Raw genomic sequence first — 14,226 nt, 5'->3', positions numbered from 1 at the left:
TGGGGCGTTGGGTGGCCGGTCAGCCGTCGGCTGCCCGGGCCGCGACCATCAGCTGGCCGAGCGCGAGTCCGCCGTCGTTGGGCGGGACGCGTGTGTGGCGCAGCACCGTGAAGCCGTCCTCGCGCAGCAGGGTGGCGCAGCGCGAGGAGAGCAGCGTGTTGGCGAACACCCCGCCGGTGAGGGCCACCGCCGTGAGGCCGGAGCGCTCGCGGGCCGCCCCGCAGACGTCCCGGACCAGGCCGGCCACGGCGGTGTGGAACCGGGCGGCGACCACGCCCCGCCCGGTGCCCGCCCGCAGATCGGCGACCACGGCGGCCAGCACCGGGGCGGGGTCGGCGACGAGTGGTTCGACGGCGTCCGGTCCGGCAGGGTGCAGGGCGAAGGCATAGCCGCTCGCTCCCGCCACGCCGACGGCCGTCCCCTCCAGTTCGACGGCGGCCTGGGCCTCGTAGCCGACGAGTTGGCAGACGCCGGCCAGCGAGGAGACGGCGTCGAAGAGCCGTCCCATGCTGGAGGTGCCAACGCAGTTGACACCGCGCTCCAGCTGACGGGCCAGCAGGCGCAGTTCATCGGGCGGGCAGGCGCGCACGGCGGGCAGGTCCTCGTCCCAGGGCAGGCCGGCCGCCCACAGGTGGGCCAGCGCCATCCGGTACGGGCGGCGGACGGCCGTGTCACCGCCGGGCAGCCGGACGTACGCCAGGTGGGCGAACCGCTCGAAGCCGTCATAGCCGGCCAGCAGGAACTCACCTCCCCAGACCGCGCCGTCGTCACCGTAGCCGGTACCGTCGAAGGCGACTCCGATCACCCGCTCGGTGCTTGCGAGTCCGTGTTCGGCCATGGCCGCGGCGACATGCGCGTGGTGGTGCTGGACGCGGACGAGCGGGCGGCCGGCGCGGTGGCGTTCGGCCCACCGGGCGGACCGGTAGGCCGGGTGCCGGTCCGCCGCCAGCCGCTCGGGCCGTACCCCGGTGATCGACTCCAGCTGCTGCTCGGCGCGTTGGAACGCCTGCTGGGTCGCCACGTCGTCCATGTCGCCGATGTGGGCGGAGAACCAGGCCCGGCGGCCCTCGCCGAGGCAGAGCGTGTTCTTGAGGTCCCCGCCGACCGCCAGTGCGGCCGGGACGGGCCAGGGCAGCGCCAGCGGGAGCGGGGCGTAGCCGCGGGAGCGGCGGACGGTCAGCTGGTGGCCGTCGCAGACCCGCACCACGGAGTCGTCGCAGGGCACATGGATCGGGCGGTCGTGGGTCAGCCAGGCGTCCGCCATCCCCGCGAGCCGTTCGAGGGCTTCGGCGTCGTCGGTCACGATCGGTTCGCCCGACAGATTGCCGCTGGTCATGACGAGCAGCCGCGGTCCCGGGGGGTCGCCGGGCAGGCCGAGCAGCAGGTGGTGCAGGGGCGTGTACGGGAGCATCACGCCGAGGTCGGGGGTGCGCGGGGCCACGGCGTCCGGCAGCGTCACCGCCGCACCGGGGCGACGGCGCAGCAGCACGATCGGCCGGGCTCTTCCGGTGAGCAGGGACCGCTCCTCGGCGCCGAGCTCGACCAGGGCCTCGACCTCGGCCGGGCCGGCGGCCATCAACGCGAAGGGCTTGTCGCCGCGGGCCTTGCGCCGCCGCAGCCGCGCCACCGCCGCCTGGTCCGACGCGTCACAGGCCAGGTGGTAGCCGCCCAGGCCCTTGACCGCCACGATCGCCCCGGCGGCGAGCAGGCGCCGGGCCCCTGCCACCGGGTCCTCCCCCGGCAGTTCGCGGATCGCACCCCGGGGCGCCGGCCCGGCCGCGAGCAGGCGAAGGCGGGGGCCGCAGGAGTGGCAGGCGATCGGCTGGGCGTGGAAGCGCCGGTCGGCCGGATCCGTGTACTCGCGGGTGCAGGCGGCGCACATCGGGAAGCCGGCCATCGTGGTCCGGTCCCGGTCGTAGGGCAGGCCGGTGACGATGGTGAAGCGCGGCCCGCAGTGCGTGCAGGTGATGAAGGGGTGCCGGTGGCGGCGGTCGCCGGGGTCGGTCAGCTCAGCGAGGCAGTCGGCGCAGGTGGCCGTGTCGGGCGAGACCAGGGTGCGGGCGGGCCCGGCGGCGTGCGAGGCGAGGATGGTGAATCCCACCGAGCCCTGCGACGGGACGCTCTCGTGCCGGACGGAGTCCACCACGGCCAGCGGCGGTGCGTCGGTGGCGACCAGCTCACAGAACCGTGCGACCGACGCGGGCGGGCCCTCGACCTCGGCGATCACGCCGTCGGCGGTGTTGCCGACCTGTCCCGTCAGGCCGAGGCGGGTGGCGAGAGAGTGCACGAACGGGCGGAAGCCGACGCCCTGCACGACCCCGTGGACGGCAACCCTTCGGCGCTGTGCGGCCTCGGCGGCGTCGGCGGCGTCGACGGAAGTGCCGGCCGTGGTCACAGGTGCAGCGCCGGATGCGCGTGCCCGTGCCCGTGATCGTGCCCGTGCGTGTGCGTCGGCTCGACCCGCGCCATCACCGGGACGTGCACCGGCCTGCCGCCGTGGACCGCCAGCGCGGCCTCCAGCAGCAGGCCCGTTCCGTTCCCGGTCCGGGCCGAGGTCAGCAGGATCTCCACGCCCGGGTTGACCTGTCCGACGTTCGCGCGGAACGCCGCCTCGTCGAACCCCACCGCCTCGGCGAGGTCGGTCTTGGTCACCAGCACGAGGTTCGCCAGCCCGAAGGCGGTCGGGTACTTCAGCGGCTTGTCCTCCCCCTCGGTGACCGAGGCCAGCGCGACCCGCAGGGACTCACCCAGCGCGTAGGAGGCGGGGCAGACCAGGTTGCCGACGTTCTCCACGAAGAGCAGCTTGGTCTGCGCGGGCAGCCAGCCGTCCAGGTGGCCGGCCAGCATGTGGGCCTCCAGGTGGCAGAGCCCGTCGGTCAGCACCTGCTTGACCGGCGCGCCCGAACGGGCCAGCCGCATCGCGTCGTTCTCGGTGGCGAGGTCCGCGGTGAGCGCGGCAACCGGGATGCCGCGCTCCCGGGCGGCGGTCAACTCCGCTTCGAGCAGGGCGGTCTTGCCACTTCCGGGGCTGGAGAGCAGGTTGACGGCGATGGTGCCGCGCGCGGCCAGCTCCTCGCGCAACTGCTGCGCGCCGAGGTCGTTCTTGGCGAGGACCGCCTGTTGCAGGTCGACCGTTCGGCACATGGTTCAGCGCTCCTGGAGAGTCGGTTCGGCGGCGTGCGGGTCGTCCCAGCGCACGCTGACAATCTGCAACTCGCGCCCGGCCAGCAGCTCCGCGGTGGCGGTGCCGCAAACGGGGCAGCACAGCTCCGGCGGCATGCCGACCAGCCACTCGTCGGTGCAGGGCACGCACCGGGCGCGGGCGGCGACGGGCTCGACGACCAGCTCGCAGCCGGCCAGCACCGTTCCCTCGCAGGCGAGTCCGAAGCAGAAGTCGAGCGAGTCGGGGACGACTCCGGCCAGCTGGCCGACCTGGAGCAGCACCGACCGCACGGTGGTGGCTCCGGCCGCCAGCGCGGCCTCTTCGACCTGGCCGACGACGGCCGCGGCGATCGACATCTCGTGCATCGGGGACCTTCCTGCGCGGCCGAGCTGTCGCGAGCCGGCCGGGTTCATTAAAGGGCGGCCACCGAGGGGCCGCGCGGGCGCCGCGCCGCAGCCGGCCCGCCGCTTAGCCCGTTCAGGCCAAGGCCGGCCGGCGGTGGCGCCCGCGGCTCACCCTCGGAACGTGGCCCGGGCGGCCGCCGTCCGGCGGCCGCCCGGGTGTCCGTCACGGTGGCCGTCACATGCAGCGGATCCGCAGGTAGCGTTTGATGTCCGGCATCACCTGGATCGCCAGCCAGACGAGTCCGGTGGCGGCGAGGGTGCCGATGAGGCACTTCTTCATGGCGGTGGTTCCTCTCGTCAGTTCGCGGCCGGGTCGGCCGCTGTCAGCGGCGGTGTACGTGCCTGGTCCCCGGCCAGTAGTCGGCGGATCAGCCGTACGGCCTCCGGGACCGCTGCCGCGACCGGTTCGCTGAGGCCGATGCCCTCGCCGACGTCCGCCGGTTCGCAGCCGACCACGACGGTGCGTCGCGGCGGCGTCGATCCGGTGCCGGCGCACAGGGTGCCGAGCAGGGCCAGCACCGCGTCCGGGGACATCCGGTGGCCGTCCAGCGGTGCGGCGCCCGGTTCTGCTTCGCCCGGTTCGCCCGCCTCGATCAGGTAGACCGTGCCGGGTGGGCCTCCGCGGGCGGTGGCATCCACCAGGACGAGGGTGTCGTAGCCGTCCAGCAGCTGGTAAGCAAGGTGGACGCCGCGTACTCCGACGTCCACCACCTCGACCCCGGGCGGGAGTTGCCGGGGCGTGAGGTGCCTGACCACCTCGACGCCGAAGCCGTCGTCGCCGAGGAAGATGTTCCCGACCCCGGCGACCAGGGTCCGTGCCGGGGGTGTCATGCGTCCTCCAGCGGGGTGACCTCGTCGGGCTGGAAGTAGAGGAAGCGGCCCTGCTCGCGGCGGATGTCGGCGCCCGGGTCGCCCTCGACGGTGACCGCCAGGTGCACTCCGCCGTCCACGTCGTGGAGCACCGCCTCCACCAGCGCGTTCCGGCCTTGCAGGAAGAGGTCCTGGGCGTCGGTGCGCCGCAGGCCGGGGCGCAGTACGACCCGGCTGCCGGCGCCGACACGGTGACCGTCGACGAGCACGCGGTCGCGCTCGGGGTCGACGCCGGCGTCGCTCGCCGGGTCCCACCACGGGGTGCCGGGCGAGAGCAGCTGCTCGATCGGGTCGGCCGCGGTGTGGTGCGTGTCCGGCGCGGTGACCTCGCGCAGTGAGCGGATGGCGCCGTGCAGGCGCTCCAGCACCTCGGGGGGCATCGAGTCGGCCAGGTCGATCACGGCGGCCGCCCGGGCGTCGGTACCGCGGGCCTCGCGCTTCTCCTGGTCGGTCAGAGCGGCCGTGCGCAGCGCCAGGATCTCGTCGATCTCCAGGGCGTCGTAGAGGGTCCCCGGGCTCTCGGGGGCGACGGCCGCGTGGTCCTCCAGGATGATCGGTGAGGAGAGCAGCAGGTCCGCGCTGCCCGTCTCGCCCGCCAGCACCGGCCAGGTGTGCAGGCTGCGGCAGTCGGCGGTGGCGGCCTTGGCCCACTCGGGCGGGTCGGTGGGCGAGAGGAAGGACCCGTTGTCCAGGGCGAGCAGCAGGTGGGCCGAGACCAGCGACCGCGGCAGCGCGGCCTCGCGGTCCGCGCCCGGTCCGGGGGTCCAGCCGCTGGAGTTCTCCACCAGCACCGTCAGCTTGCTCACCGTGTAGGGGCCGGGGAGTTCGGCCGCCGCGATCCGCAGGGTGCCGGCCACGGCCTCCCGGCGGCGGACGACCCGGCCGGTCACCCGGCCGGTGTCGTCCCGGACCAGCTCGGTCTCCTTCGTGGCGGGGCGGGAGAAGGTCACCGGCGTGGGCTGCCCGCCGAGTCCGGTGACCGGCAGGGCCAGCTGGACGCGTTCCTCGACGCCCTCGTCCCAGGCGGTCAGCACCCGGTCGGCGAGCTCCAGTTCGGGCACCGTCAGGTAGGAGCCGTCGGGACGGGCCTGCTGGACGGTGCGCCGCTGCGCGTGCAGGAAACGCAGCTCCAGGTAGAGCGTCGCGCCGCGGCGCGGCTCGATCAGGCACTCGGTGCGCTGGCGTGACTGTTCGCCCTGGTCGGCGCCCCACGCGGGCGGTACCAGGACGCCGAACTGCCAGCGCATCCGGTTCTTGGCCGCCGAGGCCCGGTAGGGGTAGAGCACGTAGCCCTCGAAGAGGACGGCGTCGGCCAGCTGCCGCACCGCCGCGAACCGCGCTTCGATCGCCGGGGTGAGCACGTCGGCGTTCACTGGACGGCTCCGTCCTGCACCGTGGCGGAATCGAGGAGGTGGCGCACGGTCAGCTCCCAGGACGGCAGTGCACCGCGCGACCGGAAGGCGAGCAGCTCGTCCAGCGTGTCGCGGGAGAGCCGGACCCAGCCGCAGCCGGGGAAGTGCTGGTCCACCATCTCGCGCCAGACGGTGACGGGCAGTCGGCAGTGCGCCTCCCGGTCCCAGGGCACCGGTTCCACGTGGAAACCTCTCGCGCCGGTGAACGCGGTACCGGAGAAGAGCATCAGCAGCGGCACCTCGCCCTCACGCAGGGCGTGGAAGTACCGGGTCGCGGCGATGTCCAGGTCGTAGCTGCAGGGCACCGGAAGGTCCACCTCGGTCTCCCCGGTGAAGCCGGGGACCATCAGCGCGACCTCGGCGAACTGCAGCGGCTTCAGTGTGCTGCCCCAGCGCGAGCGGTCGCCGAACAGGTCCGCCAAGCCGTCGGCCTCGGCCGGCTGGTAGCCGCGCCGTGCCGGTTCGATCCGTAGCTGGCAGCGCAGCGCGAGGGCGTGTACCCGGGTGTCCGGGGTGGCGGTGATCCGCAGCCTGAAGACCAGGGTGGGGCCGGCGGCGTAGCGGTCGGCCCGCACCCCGGTGCAGCTGAAGGAGAACTCGGTCACGGCTGCGCGGCCTCCTGCGGGATCCGGGCTCGCCCGGCGACGTGGGCGAAGAACGCGTCCAGCTCGGCCCGGGCCCGCGCTCCCCCGTCGAACCCCTTCCAGTGCAGCCGCATCTGCCCGACCAGTCGGTAGCAGACGTCGATCGGCACCAGGTAGCACGCGTAGCCGTCCTGGGAGCGGCGCAGCAGCAGTGCCTCCACGTCCGGTTCGAGCAGCGCGGCCAGCCGGGTGCCGTCCAGCACGGCCTGCCAGGCCGAGGGGTCGAGCTCGCTCTCGGTGGCGCCGGCCGGGCTCGGATAGAGCGCGACCAGCCGGTCGAGTGCGCTGTTGCGGAAGAAGAACGCGACCCCGACCGGAATCTGCAGGAGGTCCCAGGCGGCGTCGTCCAGCCGGAGCTGCGGGTCGGTCAGGTAGCGGTCCGGCACCGCGCGGTACCGCCCGCGGGCGGCTCCGGAGTGCTCGAACAGCAGGCTGCACGGGATGCAGGCGCAGCTCAGCGAGCGCTGCTCGACGTCCACCAGGTGGCGGTGGCCGTGCTCGGCCACCACCACCCCGCACAGTTCGCAGCGCTCGGGTGCGGGCTCGCGCGGTGCGAGGAACCGGCGGAGGGCCGCCGTCACGAGCCGCCGCCCGGGGCACGGGTGGAGATCTGCAGCAGCGCCGGCTCCTTGACGGCGTCCTCCACTGCCACGGAGCTCACCTCCGGGGCGAGGCCGGCCAGCGCGTCGGTGAGTGCCTCGTGGGAGGTGGCCGACGTGCTCGGGCATCCGCAGCCGCCGCCGGTGGAGCGCACCCGCAGGGCGCCGGTGGCCTCGTCGAAGCTCACCATCTCGGCCTGGTGCTGGGTCAGCACCCTGCCGATCCTGGCCGGCAGGTCCTCGGGGTGCAGCTCGTGCAGCACCAGGAGGTTGGCCACCAGCTCGTCCGCCAGGAGTGTCCTCACCACCGTGGCGGCGCCCAGAAGGTCGACGATCCGGGCCAGGCCCGCGCCGTAGAAGGCCATCAGCGCGCGGACCAGTTCCTCGGCGGCGCCCGCGGCCTCGTCCTGGCCGGTGGCCGCGAGCTGGTCCAGGATCTCCTCGATCCGCCGGCCGAGCTGTTCCGTGTTGACCGTCCGGGCCGCCGCGGCCGCCGTCACCGCGCTCATCCGCCCAGTCCGCTCAGGCCGGTGGGCACGTGCATCTGCTTCACGGTCCGGCCCTCGCCGGTGTACATGTGGACCCCGCACGGCAGACAGGGGTCGAAGCTGCGCACGGCGCGCATGATGTCGATCCCCTTGAAGTTCTCCGGGGTGTTCTCCTCGAAGATCGGCGTGTTCTGCACCGCGTCCTCGTACGGTCCCGGTGTCCCGTAGGTGTCGCGGGTGCTCGCGTTCCACGGGGTGGGCGGGTAGGGGTGGTAGTTGGCGATCTTGCCGTCCCGGATCACCAGGTGGTGCGAGAGGACGCCGCGCACGGCCTCGGTGAAGCCGACGCCCAGGCCCTCCTCGGGCACCTCGAACTTCTCCCAGGTCTGGGTGCGTCCGGCCCGCACCTCGGCGAGGCCCTTCTCGGCGAAGTGCAGTGCGACGGCGGCCGCGTACGCCTGGAAGTAGGTGCGGGCGCGGTTGCGCTCCAGGGCGTTGCTCCACTGCGGGATCTTCCACTCGAAGGTGGTCTCGGGCTTGGTCATGGTCTTCGGCAGGTTGATCACCACGCTGTGCCCGGTCGCCTTGACGTAGCCGATGTCCACCAGGCCGGAGAGCGCGGTCGACCAGAGCCGGGCGATCGGGCCGCCACCGGTGTCCAGGGCCAGGTAGTCCTTGCCGTCGAACCAGCGCGGCGACATCACCCAGCTGTACTTGTCCTCGAAGTTGCGCTTCTGCGGGGCCGGGATGGTGTGCTGGTTCCACGGGTGGCGCGGGTCGACGGGGTTGCCGAGCGGGTCGTGGGTGACGAACTGCTCCTTGCCCTCCCAGTCCTGGTAGTACGAGCTGCCGAGCAGGATCCGGATGCCCAGGTTGATCTCGGTGAGGTCGTTGGTGACGAGCTTGCCGTCCACGATGATGCCGGGGGTGACGAACATCCGCCGTCCCCAGTCGGTCATGTTGCGGTAGGTGAAGTCGCAGTACTCGGGGTCGTTGAGCGCGCCCCAGCAGCCGAGCAGGATCCGGCGGCGGCCGACCTCCTCGTAGCCGGGCAGCGCCTGGTAGAAGAAGTCGAACAGGTCGTCGTGCAGCGGGACGACCCGCTTCATGAACTCCACGTACCGCATCAGGCGGCTCAGGTAGTCGGTGAAGAGCTGGACGGAGGCGACCGTCCCGGTGCCGCCCGGGTAGAGGGTGGAGGGGTGCACGTGGCGGCCCTCCATCAGGCAGAACATCTCCCGGGTGTAGCGACTGACCTGGAGGGCCTCGCGGTAGAACTCGCCCTCGATCGGGTTGAGCGAGCGCATGATGTCGGCGATCGTCTTGTACCCGTGCTCGCCGGCGTGCGGGGAGGGGGTGCGCTCGGCGAGCTCCAGGACGCCCGGGTTGGTCTCGCGGACCATCTTCTCGCAGTAGTCGACCCCGACCAGGTTCTCCTGGAAGATGTTGTGGTCGAACATGTACTCGGCGGACTCGCCGAGGTTGATGATCCACTCGCCGAGGTGCGGCGGCTTCACTCCGTAGGCCATGTTCTGCGCGTACACGGAGCAGGTCGCGTGGTTGTCGCCGCAGATCCCGCAGATCCGGCTGGTGATGAAGTGCGCGTCACGGGGGTCCTTGCCGCGCATGAAGACGCTGTAGCCGCGGAAGACCGAGGACGTGCTGTAGCACTCGGCGACCCGCTTCTGCCTGAAGTCGATCTTCGTGTGGATGCCGAGACTGCCCACGATCCGGGTGATCGGATCCCAGGACATCTCCACCAGGCCGCTACCGTCTCCGGCCGCTCTCGTCGTCGGTGCCATCGTGTCTTCCGAGCCCTTCTTCATGCCGGGAGTTCTGCGGGATGCTGTTGCTACGCGGGCGGTGTCACCACGGCTTGCGGTAACCGGTGGTCAGGTTCTGGCCGGTCCGTCGCCACTTGGGCTCCTTGTCCAGGGTGTCCGCCGTGATCGCCCGCAGCCGGCGCACGACCGCGCCGTAGACGCCGCTGGCGGTACTGGAGACCTTGGCCCCGGGCGGCTCGTCCATGAACGGCATGAACTTGTCCGGGAACCCGGGCATGGTGCAGCCGATGCAGATGCCGCCGACGTTGGGGCAGCCGCCGATGCCGTTCATCCAGCCGCGCTTGGGGACGTTGCACTTGACGACCGGGCCCCAGCAGCCGAGCTTCACCAGGCACTTGGGCGAGTCGTAGGTGGAGGCGAACTGGCCCTGCTCGTAGTAGCCGGCCCGGTCGCAGCCCTCGTGCACGGTGGCGCCGAAGAGCCAGGCCGGGCGGAGGTGCTCGTCCAGCGGGATCATCGGGGCCGCGCCGGTCGCCTGGTGCAGCAGGTAGACCAGCGTCTCCGAGAAGTTGTCCGGCTGGATCGGGCAGCCCGGCACGCAGACGATCGGGATGCCCGCCTTGGACTTCCAGTCCCAGCCGAGGTAGTCGGGCACGCCCATCGCGCCGGTCGGGTTGCCGGCCATCGCGTGGATGCCGCCGTAGGTCGCGCAGGTGCCGATCGCGACCACCGCGAGGGCCTTGGGGGCGAGCCGGTCCAGCCACTCGCTGGTGGTGATCGGCTGACCGGTCTCGGGGTCGTCACCGAACCCGCACCAGTAGCCTTCCTTCTTGATCGACTCGTTGGGGATGGATCCCTCGACAACCAGCACGAACGGGTCGATCTCGCCGCGCTCGCCCTTGAAGAACCATTCGATGAACGTGTCGGCGCCCTGGACCGGGCCGCATTCGAAGTCGATCAGGGGCCAGTGCACCGCGATCCTGGGCAGCCCGGGGAGCACGCTGAGGGCGATCTCCTCGATGCTGGGCTGGGTCGCGGCGGTCAGCGACACGGAGTCACCGTCACAGCTCAGGCCGGCATTGATCCAGAGGATGTGGATCAACGGGGCCTCGGTGGCGGCGGTCGCCTCGGTGGTCTCGGTCATTGGGGGCCTCCTCAAGGAGGTTGTCGCGAAGCCGGGTGTCCTCCCAGACTCCCTGCACTTGGGGGCGGATGCGCCGGTGGATGCGGCCGATCCGGTGAAACGACTACTCTCCGTCATCCAGGTGGGGCGGCTCGACAGTCGGCGCTTCCTTCCGAACGAACGCCCGGCGCAGCGCGTGGTACGGCGCTTCGGGGTCGTAGAAGATCCGGTGCATACGGTCGAGCTCCTCCCGGCGGAAGGCGGCCAGTGGCTTGATCGCCTCCTGCGCCTCGCGCGCCGCCTTCTTCGCGGCGATCCGCGGCCCGGTGACCGCACCGGAACCCGCCAGTCGCAGGGCCCCCGCGCGGACCTCGGTGGCGAACGCCTGCGGCCGGCAGTGGAACAGCCGGTCCACCAGGCCGATCCGCTGCCCGGACGCGGCACTGAGCGGCAGCGCCCGGCCGGTGAGCTGCCGGGCCGTGGCGGCACCCACCCGGGCGGGCAGCAGGTGGGTCCAGTACTCCGAGCCGTAGAGCCCCATCAGCCGGTAGTGCGGATTGAGCACGGTGCCGGCCCTGCACCACACCTCGTCGGCCGCGAGCGCGAGCATCACACCGCCGGCGGCCGCGTTGCCCCCCAGGGCGGACACCACCAGGCGGTCGGTGGTGGTCAGGACCGCCTCCACCAGGTCGTCCATCGCGTTCAGGTTGGCCCAGGACTCCGCTGCCGGATCGGCGGCGGCCTCGATCACGTTGAGGTGGATCCCGTTGGAGAAGAAGTCCCGTTGGCCGCCCAGCACCAGGACGGACGTGGGACGCGAGCAGGCGCGCCGGTAGGCGTCGAGCAGCCGGCGGCACTGGTCGGTGCTCATGGCGCCGCCGGGGAAGGAGAACGAGAGGAACCCGGCCGCGCCCTCCTCCCGGTAGCGGATGTCGCTCCAGGTCGTGGCGGGGCAGTCCGGTGCGACGGGGACCTCGGGAAGCCCGGGGATCCGGCCGGCCAACGCGAGTGCGGCGGGCAGCTTGAACGGGCGGTCCTGCCCCGGACGGCGCCGGGCCCGCAGCTGCGGGATCCAGACGGCTCCGTCGGCGGTGGCCCGGCACACCGCGCCGGCTCGGGTGGCCAGCAGTTCCCCCGGCGTGCCGTGCAGTTCGGTTTCCCGGTGGCCGCCGTGCAGGAACCACTCCTCGCCCAGCAGCCGGTCCAGCACACCCGGGGAGGAGTCGGCGGCGCGCAGCTTGCGCAGCACGGCGGCCGTGGAGTCGCGCTGCCAGTCGATCCGCCGCCGTTCCTGGGGGAAGTACGGCCGGGGATCGGCATCCGTCTGCCGCACGGGCAGGTACGTGCCCGAGGCGAAGCGGTCGACCGCCAGCAGCAGGGCGGTCATGGCGGCGTCGGACACCTCGTTCCGGTAGAGGTCGCTCTTGCCGACGGGGGGCACCGGGCACGAGCCGGCCGCCCAGACGTCACCGCCGTCCATGACGGCGTTCGCCTGGAGGACCGTCACCCCCCACTGGGTGGCCTCCTCGTCGACGGCCCAGTCCAGTGAGGAGGGCCCCCGGTCCCCCACCGGCCCCGGGTGGACGATCAGGCACGGCAGCCCGGACCACACGTCCTGCGGCAGTGCGGTCCTCAGCATCGGTGCCACGATCAGCCGCGGCCGGTGGCGCCGGACGGCCGCACGCAGCTCGGCGTCGCGTTCGGACGCCTCACCGCGCAACAGTGTGAGGGCCACCTGGTGGCCCCGGTCGCCCAGCTCCGAATACGCGCGCTGCGTCAGGCTGTTGAACGCCGAAGCGACGAGCAGGATTTGCATGACAGCCCTCCCGGCCGCCCGTGGGGACACGAGCCCGGCCACCGCCGATCGTCGTGCACGGGGCGGCGTCACCCGCGGTTGACAGGCTGCCGGCTCACTCGATCGCGCGAGCCCATCTGGCGGCACGGCCCGGTGAGCGGAGGGTTCACCGGGGGTTGTCAGACCGGTCGGCCGACGGACTGCCACACGGCCGGCTCGCGGCCGCCCGGGTCCTGGAAGTGGAACCGCCGCCCTCCCGGGAAGTCGGAGGCTTCGACCGTGATCACCCCACCGGCAGCCTGCACGGAGCCCGGGCTGCGGCCGGATCGTCCGTTCGAACGGCCACCAGCGGCGCGCCGGGCCGCTCCCCCGGGTCCGACAGTTGGTCTCGTGACGGCGCAACAATGCACCGCCGTGCGCCGGGCCGGGCTCTCACTGTTCTCCTGTCCGGCCCGGTCGGGAGGCGCGGGCGGCATGCCGCGCCGCCGAGGACGGCGCGGCTGGGGCGGCGCGGCTGGTGGTTCAGAGTGCGGTGGCTTCGTGGACCTGGTGGAGGTGGACGAGGATGTCGTGGGCCTGGGTGATGGCGACGGTGGGGAGCGGGTCGTTCTTGAAGCTGGATCCGGCTTCGTAGACGGGGCGGGGGGTGTCGAGCCAGGTACGGGCCGCGGCCGGAAGCGTCCGCAGGTCGACGTAGAAGTCGCGGTGGTGGACCAGGTCGAGGGTGTACTCCTGCATGTCGGGGGTGGCCGCGGGGACGGTGACCTTGCTCCAGGCCCCGCCGAGGGTGGTCGCGGTGAGGAAGGACCCCTGGTCGAAGGTGAAGCCGATGGCGGCGTAGCCCCGGCCGAGGGCGTTGCGCAGGTAGACGCCCTGCGTCGTGGGGTACATGACGGGGTCGCTGGACAAGTAACCCACATGGCCGTTGTGTGCCGAGAGCAGCACCTTGTCGCCGGTGCGGCGCTGCCACCAGACGGTGTTCTCGGCCATGACGCGGTCCCGGAGGTGCTCCGCGGCGGACACCGACTCCGGGTCGGACAGGTCGAGGGCGGCGAAGGCGAAGGTCTGGGCGATGTTGCGGGCGTGCTGCTCGACCCATTCGTACGCTTCGCCGCCGGTGCCCCTGTTGGCGGTGACGAGGTCGAGTGCCTGCTGGGCGACGGTGGCGTTGTGGCGTCGCTCGGCGAGGGGCCTGCGCAGGTAGGCGAAGACGTCGTCGAGGGGGCGCAGGCCCGCGTACAGCTCTTCGAGGCGCGGGAGGTCCTCGGGGTGGGTGGCGCGGACGTGGGAGGCGACCCGGTCGAAGACGGCGTTGCCGAGCCTCGGCGCTCCGATGTCGTTGCCCATGAAGTGGACCTTCCGGTCGGGGTGCCGGTCGTTGTACTGCCGCATCCAGGCGATGAGGCTGACGAACTCCTCGCGCTCCCAGGGGGATCCGGCGAGTTCCTCCTTGGCCACCTGCCGGGCGTCGCCCGGGCCGCCCTGGATGTATTCGTCGATCCGCAGGCCGGCCGTCCAGCTCATCTCCAGGGCGAAGGTGGTGAAGCCCTTCTCCTCGACGAGGTGGCGGAAGACGCGTTCCTTCATGGCGAAGAACTCGTGCGAGCCGTGGGTGGCCTCTCCCAGCCCGACCACCTTGGCGTCGCCGACCATGGCGCCCAGCGGCCGCAGGTCGGTGGTGCCGCCGCCGGGTTCCGTCGACCGCAGGCGGTAGGCGGCACGCTCCAGAGCGCGCACCGCGGCCGCCTGCCGGCCGTCGGTCGCCGAGGAGCCGGCTGATGCGGGCGCGGGGCCGGCGGCGGGTGCGGCGGAGGCCACCGGGGCCAGCACGGTGGTGGCCACGAGCGCTGCCGTCGCGGCGAACAGCCCTCGTCGGCCGATCGCCTTACTGTGCGCGGTCATGCTGATCACTCCTCGGTTCGGTGTTCGCCGGGCGGTGGAATG

Annotated in this window: 13 protein-coding genes; all 13 read right to left on the bottom strand. The window is 72.6% G+C overall.

Translation table 11 applies throughout. The features are described 5' to 3' along the window. Positions 1-19 precede the first annotated feature (19 nt). Positions 20-2,395 (bottom strand): carbamoyltransferase HypF, encoded by a 2,376-nt coding sequence (hypF, locus tag OG286_RS38970; protein WP_331742128.1) that lies wholly within the window; start codon positions 2,393-2,395, stop codon positions 20-22. After that, positions 2,392-3,144, bottom strand: a complete 753-nt coding sequence (hypB, locus tag OG286_RS38965; protein ID WP_331742125.1) for a hydrogenase nickel incorporation protein HypB — start codon at positions 3,142-3,144, stop codon at positions 2,392-2,394. Before hypB ends, hypF begins: the two co-directional genes overlap by 4 nt. A 3-nt stretch (positions 3,145-3,147) precedes the next feature. After that, positions 3,148-3,528: a hydrogenase maturation nickel metallochaperone HypA gene (locus tag OG286_RS38960; RefSeq protein ID WP_331742122.1), complete on the bottom strand. Its 381-nt coding sequence runs from the start codon at positions 3,526-3,528 to the stop codon at positions 3,148-3,150. Positions 3,529-3,742: 214 nt separating this feature from the next. Beyond that, the gene (locus tag OG286_RS38955) at positions 3,743-3,847 is read right to left on the bottom strand and encodes a DUF6893 family small protein (protein ID WP_396322113.1); all 105 of its coding nucleotides are present in this window, start codon (positions 3,845-3,847) and stop codon (positions 3,743-3,745) included. 17 nt (positions 3,848-3,864) lie between these two features. Continuing rightward, positions 3,865-4,398 (bottom strand): hydrogenase maturation protease, encoded by a 534-nt coding sequence (locus OG286_RS38950; RefSeq protein WP_331742119.1) that lies wholly within the window; start codon positions 4,396-4,398, stop codon positions 3,865-3,867. After that, entirely contained in the window at positions 4,395-5,810 is a 1,416-nt protein-coding gene (locus OG286_RS38945; protein WP_331742116.1) for a hypothetical protein, read from the bottom strand. Before OG286_RS38945 ends, OG286_RS38950 begins: the two co-directional genes overlap by 4 nt. Beyond that, positions 5,807-6,454: a DUF6084 family protein gene (locus tag OG286_RS38940; RefSeq protein WP_331742113.1), complete on the bottom strand. Its 648-nt coding sequence runs from the start codon at positions 6,452-6,454 to the stop codon at positions 5,807-5,809. Before OG286_RS38940 ends, OG286_RS38945 begins: the two co-directional genes overlap by 4 nt. Then, on the bottom strand, positions 6,451-7,074 hold the full coding sequence (locus OG286_RS38935) for a DUF5947 family protein (protein WP_331742111.1): 624 nt from the start codon (positions 7,072-7,074) through the stop codon (positions 6,451-6,453). The genes OG286_RS38940 and OG286_RS38935 overlap by 4 nt, the downstream gene beginning before the upstream one ends. Then, positions 7,071-7,601: a hypothetical protein gene (locus OG286_RS38930; RefSeq protein WP_331742108.1), complete on the bottom strand. Its 531-nt coding sequence runs from the start codon at positions 7,599-7,601 to the stop codon at positions 7,071-7,073. Before OG286_RS38930 ends, OG286_RS38935 begins: the two co-directional genes overlap by 4 nt. Beyond that, the gene (locus OG286_RS38925; protein WP_331742670.1) at positions 7,598-9,382 is read right to left on the bottom strand and encodes a nickel-dependent hydrogenase large subunit; all 1,785 of its coding nucleotides are present in this window, start codon (positions 9,380-9,382) and stop codon (positions 7,598-7,600) included. The genes OG286_RS38930 and OG286_RS38925 overlap by 4 nt, the downstream gene beginning before the upstream one ends. Before the next feature lie 64 nt (positions 9,383-9,446). Then, the gene (locus OG286_RS38920) at positions 9,447-10,508 is read right to left on the bottom strand and encodes a hydrogenase expression protein HypE (RefSeq protein WP_331742105.1); all 1,062 of its coding nucleotides are present in this window, start codon (positions 10,506-10,508) and stop codon (positions 9,447-9,449) included. Positions 10,509-10,611: 103 nt separating this feature from the next. Next, on the bottom strand, positions 10,612-12,303 hold the full coding sequence (locus tag OG286_RS38915; RefSeq protein WP_331742102.1) for a hydrogenase maturation protein: 1,692 nt from the start codon (positions 12,301-12,303) through the stop codon (positions 10,612-10,614). A 501-nt stretch (positions 12,304-12,804) separates the two neighbouring features. After that, positions 12,805-14,184, bottom strand: coding sequence for an erythromycin esterase family protein (locus tag OG286_RS38910; RefSeq protein WP_331742100.1), 1,380 nt, complete (start codon positions 14,182-14,184; stop codon positions 12,805-12,807). Positions 14,185-14,226: the final 42 nt, after the last annotated feature.

Source organism: Kitasatospora sp. NBC_00039 (assembly GCF_045160625.1).
GTDB lineage: Bacteria > Actinomycetota > Actinomycetes > Streptomycetales > Streptomycetaceae > Kitasatospora.
Note: the sequence above shows the minus strand (reverse complement) of the source record. Positions and strands in the feature narration are given on the sequence as shown.